General features: G+C 64.3%; 18 protein-coding genes and 1 pseudogene. 10 read left to right on the top strand and 9 right to left on the bottom strand.

Features of this window, described 5'->3' with window-relative positions; genetic code table 11:
* Window positions 1–86: 86 nt before the first annotated feature.
* From ABOC32_RS25145 to ABOC32_RS25135, 3 genes and pseudogenes are all read left to right on the top strand, one after another.
* Window positions 87–848: an SDR family oxidoreductase gene (locus ABOC32_RS25145; RefSeq protein WP_426809286.1), complete on the top strand. Its 762-nt coding sequence runs from the start codon at window positions 87–89 to the stop codon at window positions 846–848.
* Between the two features lie 266 nt (window positions 849–1,114).
* A pseudogene (locus ABOC32_RS25140) lies at window positions 1,115–2,146 on the top strand (methyl-accepting chemotaxis protein); the annotation flags it as partial.
* A 27-nt stretch (window positions 2,147–2,173) separates the two neighbouring features.
* Complete coding sequence (locus ABOC32_RS25135; protein ID WP_426811658.1) at window positions 2,174–3,055, top strand: methyl-accepting chemotaxis protein; 882 nt, start codon at window positions 2,174–2,176, stop codon at window positions 3,053–3,055.
* A gap of 145 nt (window positions 3,056–3,200) precedes the next feature.
* On the opposite strand, the gene ABOC32_RS25130 is transcribed toward ABOC32_RS25135, so the two are convergent.
* Window positions 3,201–4,391 (bottom strand): benzoate/H(+) symporter BenE family transporter, encoded by a 1,191-nt coding sequence (locus ABOC32_RS25130; RefSeq protein ID WP_426809285.1) that lies wholly within the window; start codon window positions 4,389–4,391, stop codon window positions 3,201–3,203.
* A gap of 285 nt (window positions 4,392–4,676) precedes the next feature.
* Between ABOC32_RS25130 and ABOC32_RS25125 the strand changes: the two genes are divergently transcribed.
* Window positions 4,677–5,279, top strand: coding sequence for a glutathione S-transferase family protein (locus tag ABOC32_RS25125; RefSeq protein ID WP_426809284.1), 603 nt, complete (start codon window positions 4,677–4,679; stop codon window positions 5,277–5,279).
* 131 nt (window positions 5,280–5,410) lie between these two features.
* On the opposite strand, the gene ABOC32_RS25120 is transcribed toward ABOC32_RS25125, so the two are convergent.
* The 5 genes from ABOC32_RS25120 to ABOC32_RS25100 all read right to left on the bottom strand — a co-directional run bounded on the left by ABOC32_RS25120 (window position 5,411) and on the right by ABOC32_RS25100 (window position 8,177).
* The gene (locus ABOC32_RS25120) at window positions 5,411–5,782 is read right to left on the bottom strand and encodes a glutaredoxin family protein (RefSeq protein ID WP_043201132.1); all 372 of its coding nucleotides are present in this window, start codon (window positions 5,780–5,782) and stop codon (window positions 5,411–5,413) included.
* Window positions 5,783–5,841: 59 nt separating this feature from the next.
* Complete coding sequence (gene folE, locus ABOC32_RS25115; RefSeq protein ID WP_012271077.1) at window positions 5,842–6,387, bottom strand: GTP cyclohydrolase I FolE; 546 nt, start codon at window positions 6,385–6,387, stop codon at window positions 5,842–5,844.
* A 70-nt stretch (window positions 6,388–6,457) separates the two neighbouring features.
* Window positions 6,458–7,018 (bottom strand): Smr/MutS family protein, encoded by a 561-nt coding sequence (locus ABOC32_RS25110; protein ID WP_043201135.1) that lies wholly within the window; start codon window positions 7,016–7,018, stop codon window positions 6,458–6,460.
* A 162-nt stretch (window positions 7,019–7,180) separates the two neighbouring features.
* A complete protein-coding gene (locus ABOC32_RS25105) occupies window positions 7,181–7,501 on the bottom strand; it encodes a hypothetical protein (protein WP_016500967.1) in 321 nt (106 codons plus the stop codon).
* A gap of 85 nt (window positions 7,502–7,586) precedes the next feature.
* Entirely contained in the window at window positions 7,587–8,177 is a 591-nt protein-coding gene (locus tag ABOC32_RS25100; protein WP_426809283.1) for a cysteine hydrolase family protein, read from the bottom strand.
* A gap of 179 nt (window positions 8,178–8,356) precedes the next feature.
* Here ABOC32_RS25100 and prmB point away from each other — a divergent pair, with 179 nt between their 5' ends.
* Window positions 8,357–9,265: a 50S ribosomal protein L3 N(5)-glutamine methyltransferase gene (gene prmB, locus ABOC32_RS25095; protein ID WP_426809282.1), complete on the top strand. Its 909-nt coding sequence runs from the start codon at window positions 8,357–8,359 to the stop codon at window positions 9,263–9,265.
* A 110-nt stretch (window positions 9,266–9,375) separates the two neighbouring features.
* Here prmB and ABOC32_RS25090 read toward each other — a convergent pair whose 3' ends face one another.
* Window positions 9,376–10,158, bottom strand: coding sequence for a hypothetical protein (locus tag ABOC32_RS25090; protein ID WP_426809281.1), 783 nt, complete (start codon window positions 10,156–10,158; stop codon window positions 9,376–9,378).
* Window positions 10,159–10,222: 64 nt separating this feature from the next.
* Window positions 10,223–11,185 carry an alpha/beta hydrolase gene (locus ABOC32_RS25085; RefSeq protein ID WP_426809280.1) on the bottom strand — a complete coding sequence of 321 codons (963 nt, stop codon included), beginning with the start codon at window positions 11,183–11,185 and terminating at the stop codon, window positions 10,223–10,225.
* 237 nt (window positions 11,186–11,422) lie between these two features.
* Between ABOC32_RS25085 and aroC the strand changes: the two genes are divergently transcribed.
* From aroC to ABOC32_RS25070, 3 genes are all read left to right on the top strand, one after another.
* On the top strand, window positions 11,423–12,514 hold the full coding sequence (aroC, locus tag ABOC32_RS25080; protein WP_426809279.1) for a chorismate synthase: 1,092 nt from the start codon (window positions 11,423–11,425) through the stop codon (window positions 12,512–12,514).
* 108 nt (window positions 12,515–12,622) lie between these two features.
* Entirely contained in the window at window positions 12,623–13,777 is a 1,155-nt protein-coding gene (locus ABOC32_RS25075; RefSeq protein WP_426809278.1) for an MFS transporter, read from the top strand.
* Window positions 13,777–14,313 (top strand): oxidase, encoded by a 537-nt coding sequence (locus ABOC32_RS25070; protein WP_426809277.1) that lies wholly within the window; start codon window positions 13,777–13,779, stop codon window positions 14,311–14,313. The genes ABOC32_RS25075 and ABOC32_RS25070 overlap by 1 nt, the downstream gene beginning before the upstream one ends.
* A 124-nt stretch (window positions 14,314–14,437) precedes the next feature.
* On the opposite strand, the gene ABOC32_RS25065 is transcribed toward ABOC32_RS25070, so the two are convergent.
* Window positions 14,438–14,710 carry a DUF3509 domain-containing protein gene (locus tag ABOC32_RS25065; protein ID WP_258655675.1) on the bottom strand — a complete coding sequence of 91 codons (273 nt, stop codon included), beginning with the start codon at window positions 14,708–14,710 and terminating at the stop codon, window positions 14,438–14,440.
* A gap of 266 nt (window positions 14,711–14,976) precedes the next feature.
* On the opposite strand from ABOC32_RS25065, the gene ABOC32_RS25060 reads away from it, so the two are divergent.
* Both ABOC32_RS25060 and ABOC32_RS25055 read left to right on the top strand, forming a co-directional pair.
* Window positions 14,977–15,501 (top strand): ankyrin repeat domain-containing protein, encoded by a 525-nt coding sequence (locus ABOC32_RS25060; RefSeq protein WP_426809276.1) that lies wholly within the window; start codon window positions 14,977–14,979, stop codon window positions 15,499–15,501.
* 59 nt (window positions 15,502–15,560) lie between these two features.
* Window positions 15,561–16,091 carry a hypothetical protein gene (locus ABOC32_RS25055; RefSeq protein WP_426809275.1) on the top strand — a complete coding sequence of 177 codons (531 nt, stop codon included), beginning with the start codon at window positions 15,561–15,563 and terminating at the stop codon, window positions 16,089–16,091.
* Window positions 16,092–16,113 lie beyond the last annotated feature (22 nt).

The raw sequence follows: 16,113 nt of genomic DNA, 5'->3' as shown, positions 1-16,113 counted from the left end.
AGCCCAACCGTCGGTGTGATGATGCTGCCCGGCCAGACGGTGGCTGACTATGCTCTGAACCCCACCATCCCCTTCAGGAGCACGCAATGAGCATGACCTTTTCCGGCCAGGTAGCGCTGGTCACCGGCGGCGCTGCCGGCATAGGCCGGGCAACGGCCCTGGCATTCGCCCGTGAGGGCCTGAAGGTGGTAGTGGCCGACCTCGACCCGCTGGGTGGGGAGGCCACCGTGGCGCAGATTCACGCCGCAGGCGGCGAGGCGTTGTTCATTGCCTGTGACGTCACCCGCGATGCCGAGGTGCGCCAGTTGCACGAGCGCCTGATCGCCGCTTACGGTCGGCTGGACTACGCCTACAACAACGCTGGCATCGAGATAGAGCAGAGCCGTCTGGCCGAAGGTAGCGAGGCGGAGTTCGATGCCATCATGGGCGTGAACGTGAAGGGCGTGTGGCTGTGCATGAAGTACCAGTTGCCCTTGCTGCTGGCCCAGGGCGGTGGAGTGATCGTCAATACCGCGTCGGTGGCGGGGCTGGGCGCGGCGCCGAAGATGAGTATCTATAGCGCCAGCAAGCACGCGGTGATTGGCCTGACCAAGTCGGCGGCCATCGAATATGCCAAGAAGGGTATCCGCGTGAATGCTGTGTGCCCAGCGGTGATCGATACCGACATGTTCCGCCGCGCCTACGTGGCCGACCCACGCAAGGCCGAGTTCGCCGCCGCGATGCACCCGGTGGGGCGCATTGGCAAGGTCGAGGAAATTGCCAGCGCCGTGCTGTACTTGTGCAGCGACGGCGCGGCGTTTACCACCGGGCATTGCCTGACAGTGGATGGCGGGGCCACCGCGATCTGAGCTGATCCCGCGCGGCCTTCTTCGCGGGTAAACCCGCTCCCACAGGTAAAGCGTTGCCCCCGGGTTGGGTGCGATCCCTGTGGGAGCGGGTTTACCCGCGAAGAGGCCGGGCCTGCCTACAGCGCGTCGTGCGACCTCTGCCGGCCTGAAAGCGACACGCTCATAGCTATTTGACACTATTCTGACGCCAGGCCCTTGTCCATCGGTTGGCAACGTTGCCACCCTTGGCTTTCGGGATAACCTCGCAAGCAGAAGGGGAGTCGGCGATGGGCACGAGCAAGCAGAGTGTGCTGGCCAACCTGGGCATGGCCCGCAAACTCGGCCTGGGCTTTGCCTTGGTGCTGGTGCTGACCCTGGCGGTGGCGGCCATCGGCATCGCCGCGCTGCACAGCGTGGGCCAGCGCTTCGACAGTTTGCGCCAGCTGGCACAGTTCAATACCGACCTGCTGCGCTTGCGTCAGCATGAGCAGGCGTTTGCCCTGCGCTCCGACATCCAGCAGGCCGAAGCCTTGCGCAGCGGCCTGCAGGGCCTGGCCGAGCGCGCCCGTGGCCTGCCGGCGCTGGTGGCGGCCGAAACCGACCTGGCTGCCTACGGGCAGGCGTTCGAGGCGTTTGTCGCGGCGGTGCAGGCCAAGGAGCTGGCGCTGGACATGGCCAGCTGGTCGGTGTCCAGCGTCGCCAATAACCTTGATGTGCTGCAGGCCGGCCTGGCCGACGATGGCGTCTATACCCTCAAGCAGTCCCAGGGCCAGCAGGGGGGCGAGTTTCTTGAGCAGGCTGCGCAGGTGGCGCAGGTGTCCAGGTTGATGTTGCAGGCCATGGACGAAGCGCGGGTGCGCCTGGAAAAAAGCCGCAAGGGCGAAGAGGGCGTAAGCCAGGAGCGCATTGCCCAGACGGTGGAGGCCGCCAGCCTGGTTGGCCAGTTGCAGGGCGCGGTCGGTGATGCCGGTTACCAGAGCGTGCTGGGTGAGGTGGCGGGCCACATCGGCAGCTTCTCGGAAAAACTCAACGAATACACCGACCAGCTGGCCCGCGAGCAAGGGCTGAAAGCCCAGTTGCAGGCCAGTGCCGAGCAAGTCACCGAGAGGGTCGATCAAGCCTATCTGGGGCAGGAGCAGGCCCTGCAGGCAGAGCTGCAACGCAATGCCGTGGCCATTGCCGTGGCCACCGGCCTGGCACTGTTGGTGGGTGTGCTGGCCGCCTGGCTGATCACCCGCGCGGTGGTCGGCCCGCTCAAGCATGTGATCGCCCGCGCCCAGCGCATTGCCGCTGGCGAGCTGGGTTTTGACGCCCAGGCACCGCGGCGTGACGAGGTGGGGCAACTGATGCAGGCCATGCAGCAGATGGCAGCGGGCCTGTCGGGCATTGTCAGCGGCTTGCAGCAAGGCATCGACCAACTGGCGGGTAGTGCTCAGGCGTTGTCGGCAGTGACCGAGCAGACCAACCGTGAGGTGGGCAGCCAGAAGGAGGAAACCGAGCAGGTGGCCACCGCCATGCAGCAGATGACCGCCACCGTGCACGATGTGGCGCGCAATGCCGAGGAAGCGGCGCAGGCGGCCCAGGCGGCGGACGACAAGGTCGAGTCGGGGCAACAGGTGGTGCGCCAGAGCATGCAGCGCATCGAGCAGTTGGCGGCGGCGGCAGAAACCGCCAGCGCTGGCATCGACAGCCTCAGTGCCGAAATCCACACCATTGGCGACGTGCTGGCAGTGATCAAGAGCGTGGCCGAGCAGACCAACCTGCTGGCGCTGAACGCCGCCATCGAGGCCGCCCGTGCCGGCGAGCAGGGGCGTGGTTTTGCCGTGGTGGCCGACGAGGTGCGTGCGTTGGCGCGGCGTACTCGGCAGTCTACCGAACAGATCGAGGTACTGGTCGCCAGCCTGCGGGGTAACGCCCAGCAGTCGGTAGCGCAGATTCGTGGCAGTACTGAACTGGTTCGCCTGGCGGTGAGTGATGCGCTGCAGACCGAAAGCGCGCTGGGCAGCATTGCTGCTGCGGTTTCATTGATTCAGCAGATGAACCAGCAGATTGCTGCGGCGGCTGAGCAGCAGAGCTCGGTGGCGGAAGAGATCAGCCGCAGTGTCACGCAGATTCGCGGCAGTGCGGACCAGGCGGCGCTGGCGATGCAGGACAATGCCCGGTCGAGTGTGGAGCTGGCGCAGTTGGGGACGGATTTGAAGGGGATGGTGGGGCATTTCAGGTTGTGAGCCTAGTCCGGAATATCTGTTGCCTGTACCGGCCTCTTCGCAGCACAAGGCTGCTCCTACAAGGGCACCACAGCCCTCAGGCCCAATGATATTCCTGTAGGAGCAGCCTTGCGCTGCGAAGAGGCCCGCACAGGCACCAATAACCTCAGGCTTTGCGCGGGTTGAGGATCAACAAGGCCAACACCCCCGCCACAATCCCCCAGAACGCCGAGCCAATCGAGAACAGCGTAAGCCCCGAGGCGGTCACCATGAAGGTAATCACTGCCGCCTCGCGCTCGCGCGCCTCGCTCATGGCCACGGTCAGCCCGTTCATGATCGACCCGAACAGCGCCAGTGCCGCAATCGACAGCACCAGTTCTTTCGGCAATGCTGCAAACAGCGCCGCCAAGGTCGCCCCGAACACCCCGGCAATGCCGTAGAAAATCCCGCACCACACCGCGGCGGTGTAGCGTTTGCTCGGGTCTTCGTGGGCGTGCGGCCCGGTGCAGATCGCCGCGCTGATCGCCGCCAGGTTGACCCCGTGCGAGCCGAATGGCGCCAGCAGCAGCGAGGCAAAGCCGGTGGCCGAAATCAGCGGTGAGGCCGGCACCTGGTAGCCGTCGGCGCGCAGCACGGCCACGCCGGGCATGTTCTGCGAGGTCATGGCCACCACGAACAGCGGAATGCCAATGCTGATGGTGGCCGCCAGCGAGAAGCTCGGTGTGGTCCACACCGGCTTGGCCACTTCCAGGTGGAAGCCGCTGAAGTCCAGCAGGCCCAGAGCGCCGGACAATGCCGTGCCCACCAGCAGCGCAGCCAGTACGCAGTAACGCGGCGACAGGCGCTTGACCAGCAGGTAGCTGAAGAACATGCCCAGTACCAGCAAGGTGCGATGCTGCGCCGCAACAAAGATTTCGCTGCCGATCTTGAACAGGATGCCCGCCAGCAGCGCCGAGGCCAGCGAGGCCGGGATGCGCTTGACCAGGCGCTCGAAGCTGCCGGTCAGGCCGCAGATGAGCACCAGCACGGCACAGGTAATGTAGGCACCAATGGCCTCGCCATAGCTCACCCCGCCGAGGCTGGTGATCAGCAGGGCGGCGCCGGGGGTGGACCAGGCGATGGTGATCGGGGTGCGGTAGCGCAGCGACAGGCCGATGCTGCACACCGCCATGCCAATCGACAGCGCCCAGATCCATGACGAGATCTGCGCGGTGGTCAGCCCGGCTGCCTGGCCGGCCTGGAACATCAGTACCAGCGAACTGGTATAGCCGGTGAGCATGGCGATGAAGCCGGCGACCACCGCCGACGGGGAGGTATCTGCCAGGGGCCGCAGGCGTGCGGAAGTGGCATCGGTCATGAACAAAGTCCTTGTAAAGGTGTAAGCAGTTTTTTCAGACTACAGCGAGCAAGATTGATCCTTGCCATACAGCGGCCATTGCTTTTAGCCGTACAGTCGCCAACTATTGGGCGCAAACGCGAAACTGCTTGGAAGCCGACATTTTCGGCACCCGCTTTTTGTAGGAGCAGCCTTGCGCTGCGAAGAGCCCGTTACTGGCGCAGTAATTGTATTGGCAGAAAGGTCCTCTTCGCAGCACAAGGCTGCTCCTACAGAGGCGGTCCAAACTTTGGGAGGGGAGGGGCGATGTACAAGGTCTATGGCGACTACCAGTCGGGCAACTGCTACAAGGTCAAGCTGATGTTGAGCCTGCTGGGCCGGCCGTATGAATGGCACCCGGTGGACATCCTCAAGGGCGAGACCGAAACGCCCGAGTTTCTGGCGATGAACCCCAACGGCAAGGTGCCTGTGCTGGAGCTGGAGGACGGCAGCTACCTGTGGGAGTCCAATGCCATTCTCAACTTCCTGGCCGATGGCAGCGAGTTTTTGCCCAGCGAGCCGCGTCTGCGCACGCAGGTGTTGCAGTGGCAGTTCTTCGAGCAGTACAGCCATGAGCCGTACATTGCCGTGGCGCGCTTCATCCAGTTTTACCTGGGGCTGCCGGACGAGCGCCTGCAGGAGTACCGCAAGCTGCACAAGGGCGGTTACAAGGCGTTGAAGGTGATGGAGCGGCAGCTTCAGATGACGCCGTACCTGGTGGGTGAGCAGTACTCGATTGCCGATGTGGCGTTGTATGCCTACACCCATGTGGCGCAGCAGGGCGGGTTCGATCTGGCCGAATACCCGGCGGTAATGGCCTGGCTGGAGCGGGTCAGCAACCACCCGCGGCATGTGCCGATGGTGGGCTGATCTTCAGTCTGTACTGGCCCTTTCGCGGGTGAACCCGCTCCCACAGGGATATCAACGCCCTCAGGCCAGGTGATATCCCTGTGGGAGCGGGTTTACCCGCGAAGAGGCCGGCACAGCAAAACTACAAGCCATCAGGCCGACGCGAATCGCTCATCCAGGTAGGCAATGATGGCCTTGGACTCATACATCCAGGTCACTTTTCCGGCTTCTTCGATGCGCAGGCACGGCACTTTCACCCGGCCGCCACCTTCCTGCAGGGCCTGGCGGTGCACCGGGTCGTTCTTCGCATCGCGCAGCGCCACCGGCACGTTCAGGCGGTGCAGGGTGCGGCGGGTCTTGACGCAGAACGGGCAGGCATGGAACTGGTACAGCGCCAGGCCCTTGGCCGCTTGCTCGACGCGGGCCTGGGCAGCGGCGTCGCGCTTGCGCTTGGCCGGGCGGCTGATCCAGTCAGCGAACACGATGAGCTGGCCGAGGCCAACCCGCAGGGCTTTGACGATCATGGGCAACTCCTGAAATGCAAAAGCCGACCCGGCGGGGTCGGCTTGGGGTCAGCAGCCAATCACTTGATCAGGCTGAGGAACTCGCTGCGGGTGGCGGCGTTTTCGCGGAACTCGCCCAGCATCACCGAGGTGATCATGGTCGAGTTCTGCTTCTCGACACCGCGCATCATCATGCACATGTGCTTGGCTTCGACCACGACCGCTACACCGGCGGCGCCAGTTACCTGCTGCACGGCTTCGGCGATCTGGCGGCTGAGGTTTTCCTGGATCTGCAGGCGACGGGCATACATGTCGACGATGCGCGCTACCTTCGACAGGCCCAGTACCTTGCCCTTGGGCAGGTAGGCCACGTGTGCCTTGCCGATGAACGGCAGCATGTGGTGTTCGCACATCGAATACAGCTCGATGTCCCGGACCAGCACCATTTCGCTGTTGTCAGAGCTGAACAAAGCGTTGTTGGTGACTTCTTCCAGTGTTTGCTCATAACCGCGGCAAAGGTACTTCATCGCCTTTGCAGCCCGCTTGGGCGTGTCGAGCAGGCCCTCACGGGAGACGTCCTCGCCAATCTGGCTGAGGATCTCGGTGTAGTTCTGTTCCAGGGACATGGATCTACCTGTGGGAAAAAATCGCAAAAACGAAGGTTACGGCGGTGAGGGCGGCGCTGCAAGCGCGGCGTTACTCGTCGCGGCCTTCGAGCATGGTTCGCTTGAGCATCACATACACCGCGCCGGTGCCGCCATGGCGTGCGCTGCACGAGGCAAAACCGAGCACCTGCGGGTGCTGGCGCAGCCAGGTGTTGACGTGGCTCTTGATCATGGGGCGCTTGCCATCCAGGCGTGCGGCCTTGCCGTGGGTAACCCGCACGCAGCGCACTTCCAGCTTGGTGGCTTCGGCGATGAAGTCCCACAGCGTTTCGCGGGCCTTTTCCACGGTCATGCCGTGCAGATCGAGGCTGCCCTCGAACGGGATCTGGCCCAGCTTCAGCTTGCGCAGCTGGCCTTCCTGCACGCCGTCGCGGCGCCACATCAGCTCGTCTTCGGCGCCAACGTCGATGACGAACTGGTCGGACATACCGTCGATGACCAAGGCCTTGTCACTGCGCACGGTTGCCGCCTGGCGCAGGCCGGCCAGCTTCTGGCGGTCGGCCTTGGGCTTGCCGACTTCGGCGCGGTCGTGGCGAATTTGCTTTACGCCACGCACTTCGGCCTTGAACAGGGAAAAATCGTCGTCTTGCATGATGCCTCCACGTGGGCGGCGTAGTTTACGCGACTGTGGGGCCATGTGCAGCCTGTGCGGGCCCTATCGCCGGCAAGCCAGCTCCCACAGGTACTGCACAACATTCAGGCCTGTGGCAATCCTGTGGGAGCTGGCTTGCCGGCGATAGGGCCCGCACAGGATTCAGTCGTGCTTTTTCATCAGGTGCGGCGACAGGTTCAGTTCCCGCCCGCGACGCAAGCGAATGCGGCTGCGCCGCCAGAAGCGCACGCCCAGCCACAACAGCAGCAAGCCAGCCCCGGTGAGGATGCTGGACAACGGCTTGTTGGTATTGAGTTCTTGCAGGGCAGGGTAGTTGCCCAGCAAGCCGGCGACGCCGGCCATGGCCAGCAGCACGCCCAGGGTCGCCAGCAGCGCCGACAGGCCGGCCGCCAGGCGGGCACCCCAGTTACGCGGCTGGCGCGTGCGCAGGCGCTTGGCGTCGAAACTGCCTTTAAGCTTCATTCCGCTCTCCTCTGTGGATATCCGGAATTCGACCTGCTGCCGCCCATCGGGTTCCGCCCGGCTGCCGGGCGGTCGTGCCTGGCCCTTAGATCAGGCTGGCGGTGGGTGCCACGCAAGCGAAGTTGTCGGCCATCACGGCCATTTCGCACTGGTGAATCTGCGCGGCCGGGATGACGCCATCCTTGAAGGCCAGGTCGCGGGTTGCCGAGGCGTCTTCCACCAGGGTGCACCGATAACCATAGTCCTTGGCGCGGCGCACGGTGGTGCTGACGCTGGAGTGGCTCATGAAGCCGCACACAATCAGGTCAAGGTGGCCCAGCGACTGCAGCGTTTCGTGCAACTGGGTGTTCTTGAAGGCGTTGGGCATGCGCTTTTCAATGACGATTTCACCTTCCAGCGGCTCGAGCCCCGGAATGAACTGGCCGGCAGGCCCCTGCGGATCGAAGCGGCCACCGACAGTGCCCAGGTGGCGAACATGGATGATCGGACGGCCGCTTTTACGGGCGGCGTCGAGCAACCTGGCGATGTTGGCCACGGCCTCGTCCATGCCCGACAGCTGCAGGGGCCCACTGAGGTACTCCTTTTGCGCATCGATGATGATCAGGCTGGCGTGGCTCAGCTTGGCCGGCGGGTAGTCGCGGCCAGTGAGGCGGAACATCGTGGTTGGAACGGACATCAAGGGCTCCTTGGAAGGGCTTTTGTATACCTATTGTCCCCTGCCTTGACGCCAATGGGAATGGTTGACAACGCAAGCGGCATGGTTACTGGCCTGTGGCTAGCCTTTGGGCACTGCAAACGAACAAATGTGCGGGTGGGGCTGTTAGACTTTTGTCCGGTCTGAAATAGGAGTACCCCGTGATCACATCCCGTCTGCGCACGTTGCGCGACTACATCCGCTGGGCGGTCAGCCGCTTCCACGAGCACGACCTGTTCTTCGGCCACGGTGCCGACAACGCCTGGGACGAGGCCCGCCTGCTGGTGCTGGGCGCAGTGCACCTGCCATGGGAGGTTGCCGACAGCTACCTTGACTGCATGCTCGAGGACGACGAGCGGGTACGCCTCCAGCATTTGCTCAAGCGCCGTATCGAAGAGCGGGTGCCGGCCGCCTATCTGTTGGGCGAAGCCTGGTTCTGCGGCATGGCGTTCATCGTCGACGAGCGTGTGCTGGTACCGCGCTCGCCCATTGGCCAGCTGATCGAAAAACGCTTCGAGCCGTGGCTGGCGAGCGAGCCGGCGCGCATTCTCGACCTGTGCACGGGTTCGGGCTGCATCGGTATCGTCGCGGCCGACGTGTTCCCCGAGGCCGAGGTGGTACTGGCCGACCTGTCGTTCGAGGCCCTTGAAGTGGCCAACCAGAATATCGAGCGGCATGGCCTGGACGGCCGTGTGTACACCGTGCAGGGCGATGGCTTTGGCGGTTTGCCGGGGCAGCGTTTCGACCTGATCCTGTCCAACCCGCCGTATGTCGATGCCGAAGACTTCGACGACATGCCGGCCGAGTACCACCACGAGCCCGAACTGGGCCTGGCCTGCGGCAACGACGGCCTGGACCTGGTGCGGCGCATGCTGGCGGAAGCTGCAGACCACCTGACCGACAAGGGCTTGCTGATTGTTGAGGTGGGCAACAGCCAGGTACATGTCGAGGCGCTATACCCCGAGGTGGACTTTGCCTGGCTGGAGTTCGAGCACGGTGGGCATGGGGTGTTCATGCTGACTGCCGAGCAGTGTCGCCAGCATCAGGAGCTGTTCAAAGCCCGGGTCTGACCTTCAGGGCCTCTTCGCGGGCTTGCCCGCTCCCACAGGTAATCCACTGTCCTCAGGTCCAGTGGTATTCCTGTGGGAGCGGGCAGGCCCGCGAATCAGGCGACTCGGTTTCAGCGGGTGGCAATCCAGATCAACAACCCCGCCTGAAACACCGCGAACGCCACCAGGCAGGTAATGGTAAAGCGCAGCCCGCTGTCTTCGCGGTGGTACTTGGCCACCCGCTCATCGCGCTCGCGCAGTTGCGCATCTTTCTCCTGCAACTGCTGGTCCGCCTGCTGCAACAGGTTTGCAGCATCCAGGATGTCCACCCGCTGCAGGCGCTCGTTGCTCCAGGCGGCCTTCAGCTGGCCGACGGTCATGTCCAGGGTACGGCCCTTCAGGTGCTGGCCGTCCTCGTACGCCACCTCGATACCCACCCCGCGCAAGCAGTTGTCACGGCGCAGGCGTGAGTCCTCGTTCAGCGAATCCTTGTTCGGCAGCGCCATGCCTTCAACCCGGTAATGCGGCCATTTGCGCTGCAGCCACTGCGCGGCCTGGGCCAGCATGAAGCGGCCGATGCCCCGGTTCACCGGCTCCAGTTGCAGGCCCTGTTCACTGCCAATGCGCACCAGGCGCTCGGCATGGTCGACGCGGATATCCAGGCGGTTCTGCTCTTTGTGCACCTTTTGCCCGGGCAGCTGGATTTCCATGCGCAGCAGGCTGTGGGCCTTGTCGTGGCGCTCTGCATGACCGAACTGCACAAAACGCAGCGGCCGTGCGCCGGTGCTGCGGTCGGTGGGCAGGGCGGCCAGGCGCAGCAGCTGGAAGTGTTCGGCGGCCAGCTCGGCCCAAGGCAGGGCAGGGCTTTCCTGGGGTTCTTCGGCCGGCTCTACGGCGGCGGGGGCGGTGGTCATCAGGCTTGTCCTCGGCTATGCCTGCTGTATCGGCAGGCTTGCCACGGACCTGAGCCCGTTTACCTCACGCCGAAGGCAAATGCTGGATGAACGTCACAATTCGCTCACCCAGCTCGCGCGCCAGCGGCAGTTCGGGGTTGAGGTAGCTGTCGCGCTGCTGGCTCATGCCCCTGGGGCTGATGCGCAGCATGTGGTTCATGCCATCAATCAGTACAAGCTGTGCGTCCGGCTTGGCCGCCTTCAGCCGTTCGGCGTCGGTCACATCCACCTGCACGTCGTTGCGCCCCTGCACGATCAATGCGGGCATGGGCAGGCGGGCAAAGGCGGCTGCCGGGTTCTGCTGGAACAGCGAGATCAGGTACGGCTGCACGCTGGGGCGGAATACCTGGCGCAGCGGCGCCGGTACTTCCAGGCTGGTTTGCCCGGCCTGCAGGCGGTCGAGCAGGGCGCTGCCACCGGCCAGTTGCGCCGGGGGCAGGCGCTGGGCCAGTTGCTCGCGAAGTACGTCGGCCAGCGGCCTGCCGCTGCCGGCCAGGGTGATCACCGCGCTGGCGCCGGCCTGTTCGGCGGCCAGGCTGGCGATCAGCGCGCCCTCGCTATGGCCGACCAGGATCAGCGGGCCGAAGCGCGGGTCGGCCTTGAGCTTGTGGCTCCAGGCGACCACATCGGCCACGTAGCGCTCCACGCTGAGGTCGCGTTCGTCGGGCGTGGCCGGCTGGCTGGCAGCCACCCCGCGCTTGTCGTAGCGCACGCTGGCGATGTGCTCGTTGGCCAGCAGCAGGGCCAGGCGCTTGAGGTTGTCGACCCGCCCCGACGCCGGGTTGTTGCCGTCGCGGTCGGTGGGGCCGGAGCCGGCGATGATCAGCACCACGGGCGGCGGGGTGGTCTGTTGCGGCAGCAGCAGGCTGCCGTGCAGCACGCCCTGGCCGGTGTCGAGATCGATCGGGCGTTGCAGCACAGTGGGGGCGGCGGCCTGGGCCAGGCCGGTGCACAGCAGGAGGAAGAAGGCGACAAGGCGCGACATCATGCGGTACTACTTGGGGAGATGGAGGTTTGACCCAATGTTTTCGGGAAGGTTCTCTTGCAGTGCATGGCAGGTTCGGCCTCTTCGCGGGTGAACCCGCTCCCACAGGAACTGCGCCACATTTGAATCCGTTATGGCCCCTGTGGGAGCGGGTTTACCCGCGAAGAGGCCAGCACAGGCGATCAATCCATCTGTATACTGCCGCTTTCGTCCATTTCAGGCAGAACTCGCGGAGCGTCCATGTCCGGCAATACCTACGGCAAGCTGTTCACTGTCACCACCGCTGGCGAAAGCCATGGCCCGGCGTTGGTCGCCATTGTCGATGGATGCCCACCGGGCCTGGAAATTTCCCTGGCCGACCTGCAGCATGACCTCGACCGCCGCAAGCCCGGCACCAGCCGGCATACCACCCAGCGCCAGGAGGCCGACGAGGTAGAAATCCTCTCCGGGGTGTTCGAAGGCCGTACCACCGGCTGCTCGATCGGCCTGCTGATCCGCAACACCGACCAGAAGTCCAAGGACTACTCGGCGATCAAGGACCTGTTCCGCCCGGCCCACGCCGACTACACCTACCACCACAAGTACGGCATCCGCGACTACCGCGGTGGTGGCCGCAGCTCGGCCCGCGAAACCGCCATGCGCGTAGCCGCAGGTGCCATCGCCAAGAAGTACCTGGCCAGCCAGGGCATCAGCGTGCGTGGCTACATGAGCCAGCTGGGCCCGATCGAAATCCCGTTCAAGACCTGGGAATCGGTGGAACAGAACGCCTTCTTCAGCCCCGACCCGGACAAGGTGCCGGAGCTGGAGGCGTACATGGACCAACTGCGCCGTGACCAGGACTCGGTGGGCGCCAAGATCACCGTGGTGGCCGAGGGCGTGATGCCGGGCCTGGGCGAACCGATCTTCGACCGCCTGGACGCAGAACTGGCCCACGCGCTGATGAGCATCAACGCGGTCAAGGGCGTGGAAATCGGCGCCGGCTTCGCCAGCGTGGCCCAGCGCGGCACCGAGCACCGTGACGAGCTCACTCCGGAAGGTTTCCTCAGCAACAACGCGGGCGGCATCCTGGGTGGCATTTCTTCGGGCCAGCCGATCGTTGCCCACCTGGCGCTGAAACCGACCTCCAGCATCACCACCCCGGGCCGTTCGATCGACGTCGACGGCAACCCGGTGGACGTCATCACCAAAGGCCGCCACGACCCGTGCGTGGGCATCCGTGCCACGCCGATAGCCGAGGCGATGATGGCCATCGCGCTGATGGACCACCTGCTGCGCCACCGTGCACAGAATGCCGATGTGAAGGTGAACACCCCGGTGCTGGGCCAGCTCTGATCCGCCTGCACCGGCCTCTTCGCGGGTAAACCCGCTCCCACAGGGATATCACTGTGGGAGCGGGTTTACCCGCGAAGAGGCCAGCACAGGTCCCCACAAGGCCATCCGATGCAACCCATCCCCTACTGGCGCCTGTCCAGCTTCTACCTGTTCTACTTTGCCCTGCTAGGCTCCACCGCCCCCTTCCTGGCGCTGTACTTCGACCATCTGGGCTTCTCCCCGGCGCGCATCGGCGAGCTGGTGGCCATTCCCATGTTGATGCGCTGTGTCGCCCCCAACCTGTGGGGCTGGCTGGGCGACCGTACCGGCCAGCGATTGCTGATCGTGCGCCTGGGCGCGTTGTGTACCCTGGCCACCTTCTCCCTGATCTTCTTCGGCAAAAGCTACGCCTGGCTGGCGCTGGTGATGGCCCTGCACGCGTTCTTCTGGCATGCGGTGCTGCCGCAGTTCGAGGTCATCACCCTGGCGCACCTGCACGGGCAAACATCGCGCTACAGCCAAGTACGGTTGTGGGGTTCGATTGGCTTCATCCTGACAGTGGTAGGCCTGGGCCGTCTGTTCGAATGGCTTAGCCTGGATATTTACCCGGTGGCCTTGGTCACGATCATGGCCGGGATCGTCGCCGCCAGCCTGTGGGTACCCAACGCCCAGCCGGTGGAGCAGGGCGAGCGCAGCGGCGCGGGCGGCTTCCTGCAGCAGTTGCGTGGCCCCGGGGTGATTGCGTTCTACGCCTGCGTGGCACTGATGCAGCTCAGCCACGGGCCGTACTACACCTTCCTTACCCTGCACCTGGAGCACCTGGGCTACAGCCGCAGTGCCATCGGCCTGCTGTGGGCGCTGGGGGTGGTGGCCGAAGTACTCATGTTCATGGTCATGAGCCGCCTGTTCGCGCGCTTCAGCGTGCAACGTGTCTTGCTGGTCAGTTTCCTGCTGGCGGCGTTGCGCTGGCTGTTGCTGGGCAAGCTGGCCCAGGAACCGGCGGTGCTGATCTTCGCCCAACTGCTGCACGCAGCCACCTTCGGTTGCTTCCACGCTGCAAGCATCGCGTTCGTGCAGGCCAGTTTCGGCGCTCGCCAGCAGGGCCAGGGCCAGGCGCTGTATGCGGCGCTGTCGGGCACCGGCGGTGCGCTGGGGGCGTTGTATTCGGGCTACAGCTGGAAACTGCTGGGCCCCACCTTCACCTTTGGTATGGCCAGTGCCGCAGCCTTGGCCGCAGCCGTTATCATTGCCTTTTGTTCGCAATCGACCAGGACCCGCCCCTGATGAGCATTCTCAGCGTTTTCCACCCCGCCAGCCCGGAGCTGCCGAACAAGGTGTTGACTCACCACGATGACATCGCCGCCACCCTGGCGGAGCATGGCGTGCGTTTTACCCACCGCGAGCATGGCCTGCGGGTGCGGCCTGGCACGGCCGAAGGCGAGGTGCTGGACGTCTGCCGTGAACATCTGGACCAGTTGATGACGGCACACGGCAGCAAGGCTTACGTGTTGTTGAACCGTGACGGTGAGGCCCCGGTGCAGGCCGATGTACGCGATGAGCATGTGCACGACGCCGAAGAGGTGTTTGCCGTGGTCAGCGGGCGTGCTCAGGTTGGCCTGCGGTTGGGCGACTGGGTGTATTCGGTGTTGTGCGAGAAGGGTGACCAACTGGTGGTGCCGGCTGGGACGCGGCGCTGGGTAGAGTTGGGCGATACGCCGTTTTGCCTGGCATTGCGGCTCTACGGCAGCGAGCAGGGGATGCAGGCTCGGTTTACCGGGGATGTGACTGCACGGGAATTTCTGGGGATTGACGAGTTTTGATGGGCTTGCCGGCCTCTTCGCAGCACAAGGCTGCTCCTACAGGAGATCGCGTCAGGTCGGCGATCGCGTTCACTTGTAGGAGCAGCCTTGTGCTGCGAAGAGGCCAGATCAGGCAACGCAAATCTCAGCGGTAGGTCGGCAGTGCAAACCGTTGCTGGCTTTGCAGCATGGCAATCACCGGCAATTCACTGGCCTGTTCAGCCAAGTCACGGCGGATTGCGCTGATCGCCCAGGACAGTTGTTCGGCGCTGTGCAGTTGCCCATAGGTCAGGACCCGGCGGGTCACCTTGCCATCCGTTGCGCGCAGGGTAAGCAACACCCCGCCATCAGGACGCGCCTGGGTGTTCACTTGATAGGCCGAAAATACCGAGACGAACTTTTGCTGGATGAGGTCCATATCAACTCCTGACTGTTATGTGGCAGACATGAGTTGATGGTTGCAGTGACCGTGCCAGAACTTGATTTGAAGAAAACGCCAGTAAATACAGTCACTTAAGGGGTTTTCTCAGGCGCTGTACCGTGCAGGTTGCATGGTCGTGCATTTTGCACAGTGCATTTTGCACGGATCAGGTTTTGCCTATTGGCCCTATAGAATCTGAACCTTTGACCGCAATGGCGTGCCTGACAAAGACTTGGGCAATCATTTATGCCAGGAGGTTCCCGATGTCCAGCCAAACCGCGCCCGCCACCATGACCGACGACGAAACCGCCGCATTCGCCGAGCAGGTGTTCGAACGTGCCCGCCAGGGCGATGCCGACATGCTTGGGCGCTTGCTCGCCAGTGGCTTGCCGGCCAACTTGCGCAACCACAAGGGTGACACGCTGCTGATGCTGGCCAGCTACCACGGCCACCACGACGCAGTGCGGGTGCTGCTGGCGCAGGGCGCCGACCCGCTGATTGCCAACGACAACGGCCAGTTGCCCATTGCCGGTGCCGCGTTCAAGGGGGACCTGGCGATGATCCGCCTGTTACTGGAGCACGGCGTGCCCGTGGATGCCGCTGCGCAGGACGGGCGCACGGCGTTGATGCTGGCGGCCATGTTCAACCGCAGCGAAATCCTCGACTACCTGTTGGCCCAGGGCGCCGACCCGGCGCGCCAGGATGCCCGCGGCGCCACCGCGCTGATGGCGGCGCAAACCATGGGCGCGGTGGATACCGCGGCACGCTTGCAAACGCTGGGCGGCTAACCGCCAGGGGGCATTTGCGGCTATCCTTGGCGACTTTTCACCCGTCGCAGGCCCCCTTCATGAAAACTCAGTTGCTCGAATTCATCAGCCTCATCGGCGCCGGCTGCATGCGCGAGGCAGACATCGAGCGCGTCGCCGACGAGGCTGCCCAGGCCTACGCCGACCCGGCCGCTTTCCTGGCCGCCAACCCCGACATCAACTACGACGACAGCTTCCCCATCCCGCTGGGCGAATGGGTGGTGCTGGGCAGCCTGCCGGACACGGTGGTGTTCCAGGCCGACAGCTACCAGGACCTGTTCCAGCAGATCAGCGACTCGTTCGACAGCAGCGTGCCGTTCACCCTCAAGCCCAAGCAGCTGGCCCGCACCGAACCACTGACCGCGCTCAACCGCATCCAGGTACAGATGGGCGCGTTGAACAAAGAGGCCGGTGGTTATGTGCTGCTGAACTTCAGCCAGCTGCTGGATGACGAGCTGCAGGTGGTAATGGTGGGCCAGCACGACCTGGCGCGGGTGCTGGAACTGGGTGCCGAGCTGGGCATCAAGGTCGAGCCGGCCCTGGAAGCCCTGAAAGTCGCCGTACACATCTAAAGGCTGATGGCCCTATCGCCGG

Origin of the sequence: Pseudomonas sp. WOUb67 (assembly GCF_050058005.1) — a bacterium.
Lineage (GTDB): Bacteria > Pseudomonadota > Gammaproteobacteria > Pseudomonadales > Pseudomonadaceae > Aquipseudomonas > Aquipseudomonas putida_R.
Note: the sequence above shows the minus strand (reverse complement) of the source record. Positions and strands in the feature narration are given on the sequence as shown.

What these genes read in the sequence shown, in the direction of transcription:
- ABOC32_RS25145 (WP_426809286.1), top strand. Translation starts at nt 87, where the DNA reads ATGAGCATGACCTTTTCCGGCCAGGTAGCGCTGGTCACCGGCGGCGCT.
- ABOC32_RS25135 (WP_426811658.1), top strand. Translation starts at nt 2,174, where the DNA reads ATGCAGGCCATGCAGCAGATGGCAGCGGGCCTGTCGGGCATTGTCAGC.
- ABOC32_RS25130 (WP_426809285.1), bottom strand. Translation starts at nt 4,391, where the DNA reads ATGACCGATGCCACTTCCGCACGCCTGCGGCCCCTGGCAGATACCTCC.
- ABOC32_RS25125 (WP_426809284.1), top strand. Translation starts at nt 4,677, where the DNA reads ATGTACAAGGTCTATGGCGACTACCAGTCGGGCAACTGCTACAAGGTC.
- ABOC32_RS25120 (WP_043201132.1), bottom strand. Translation starts at nt 5,782, where the DNA reads ATGATCGTCAAAGCCCTGCGGGTTGGCCTCGGCCAGCTCATCGTGTTC.
- folE (WP_012271077.1), bottom strand. Translation starts at nt 6,387, where the DNA reads ATGTCCCTGGAACAGAACTACACCGAGATCCTCAGCCAGATTGGCGAG.
- ABOC32_RS25110 (WP_043201135.1), bottom strand. Translation starts at nt 7,018, where the DNA reads ATGCAAGACGACGATTTTTCCCTGTTCAAGGCCGAAGTGCGTGGCGTA.
- ABOC32_RS25105 (WP_016500967.1), bottom strand. Translation starts at nt 7,501, where the DNA reads ATGAAGCTTAAAGGCAGTTTCGACGCCAAGCGCCTGCGCACGCGCCAG.
- ABOC32_RS25100 (WP_426809283.1), bottom strand. Translation starts at nt 8,177, where the DNA reads ATGTCCGTTCCAACCACGATGTTCCGCCTCACTGGCCGCGACTACCCG.
- ABOC32_RS25090 (WP_426809281.1), bottom strand. Translation starts at nt 10,158, where the DNA reads ATGACCACCGCCCCCGCCGCCGTAGAGCCGGCCGAAGAACCCCAGGAA.
- ABOC32_RS25085 (WP_426809280.1), bottom strand. Translation starts at nt 11,185, where the DNA reads ATGATGTCGCGCCTTGTCGCCTTCTTCCTCCTGCTGTGCACCGGCCTG.
- aroC (WP_426809279.1), top strand. Translation starts at nt 11,423, where the DNA reads ATGTCCGGCAATACCTACGGCAAGCTGTTCACTGTCACCACCGCTGGC.
- ABOC32_RS25075 (WP_426809278.1), top strand. Translation starts at nt 12,623, where the DNA reads ATGCAACCCATCCCCTACTGGCGCCTGTCCAGCTTCTACCTGTTCTAC.
- ABOC32_RS25070 (WP_426809277.1), top strand. Translation starts at nt 13,777, where the DNA reads ATGAGCATTCTCAGCGTTTTCCACCCCGCCAGCCCGGAGCTGCCGAAC.
- ABOC32_RS25065 (WP_258655675.1), bottom strand. Translation starts at nt 14,710, where the DNA reads ATGGACCTCATCCAGCAAAAGTTCGTCTCGGTATTTTCGGCCTATCAA.
- ABOC32_RS25060 (WP_426809276.1), top strand. Translation starts at nt 14,977, where the DNA reads ATGTCCAGCCAAACCGCGCCCGCCACCATGACCGACGACGAAACCGCC.
- ABOC32_RS25055 (WP_426809275.1), top strand. Translation starts at nt 15,561, where the DNA reads ATGAAAACTCAGTTGCTCGAATTCATCAGCCTCATCGGCGCCGGCTGC.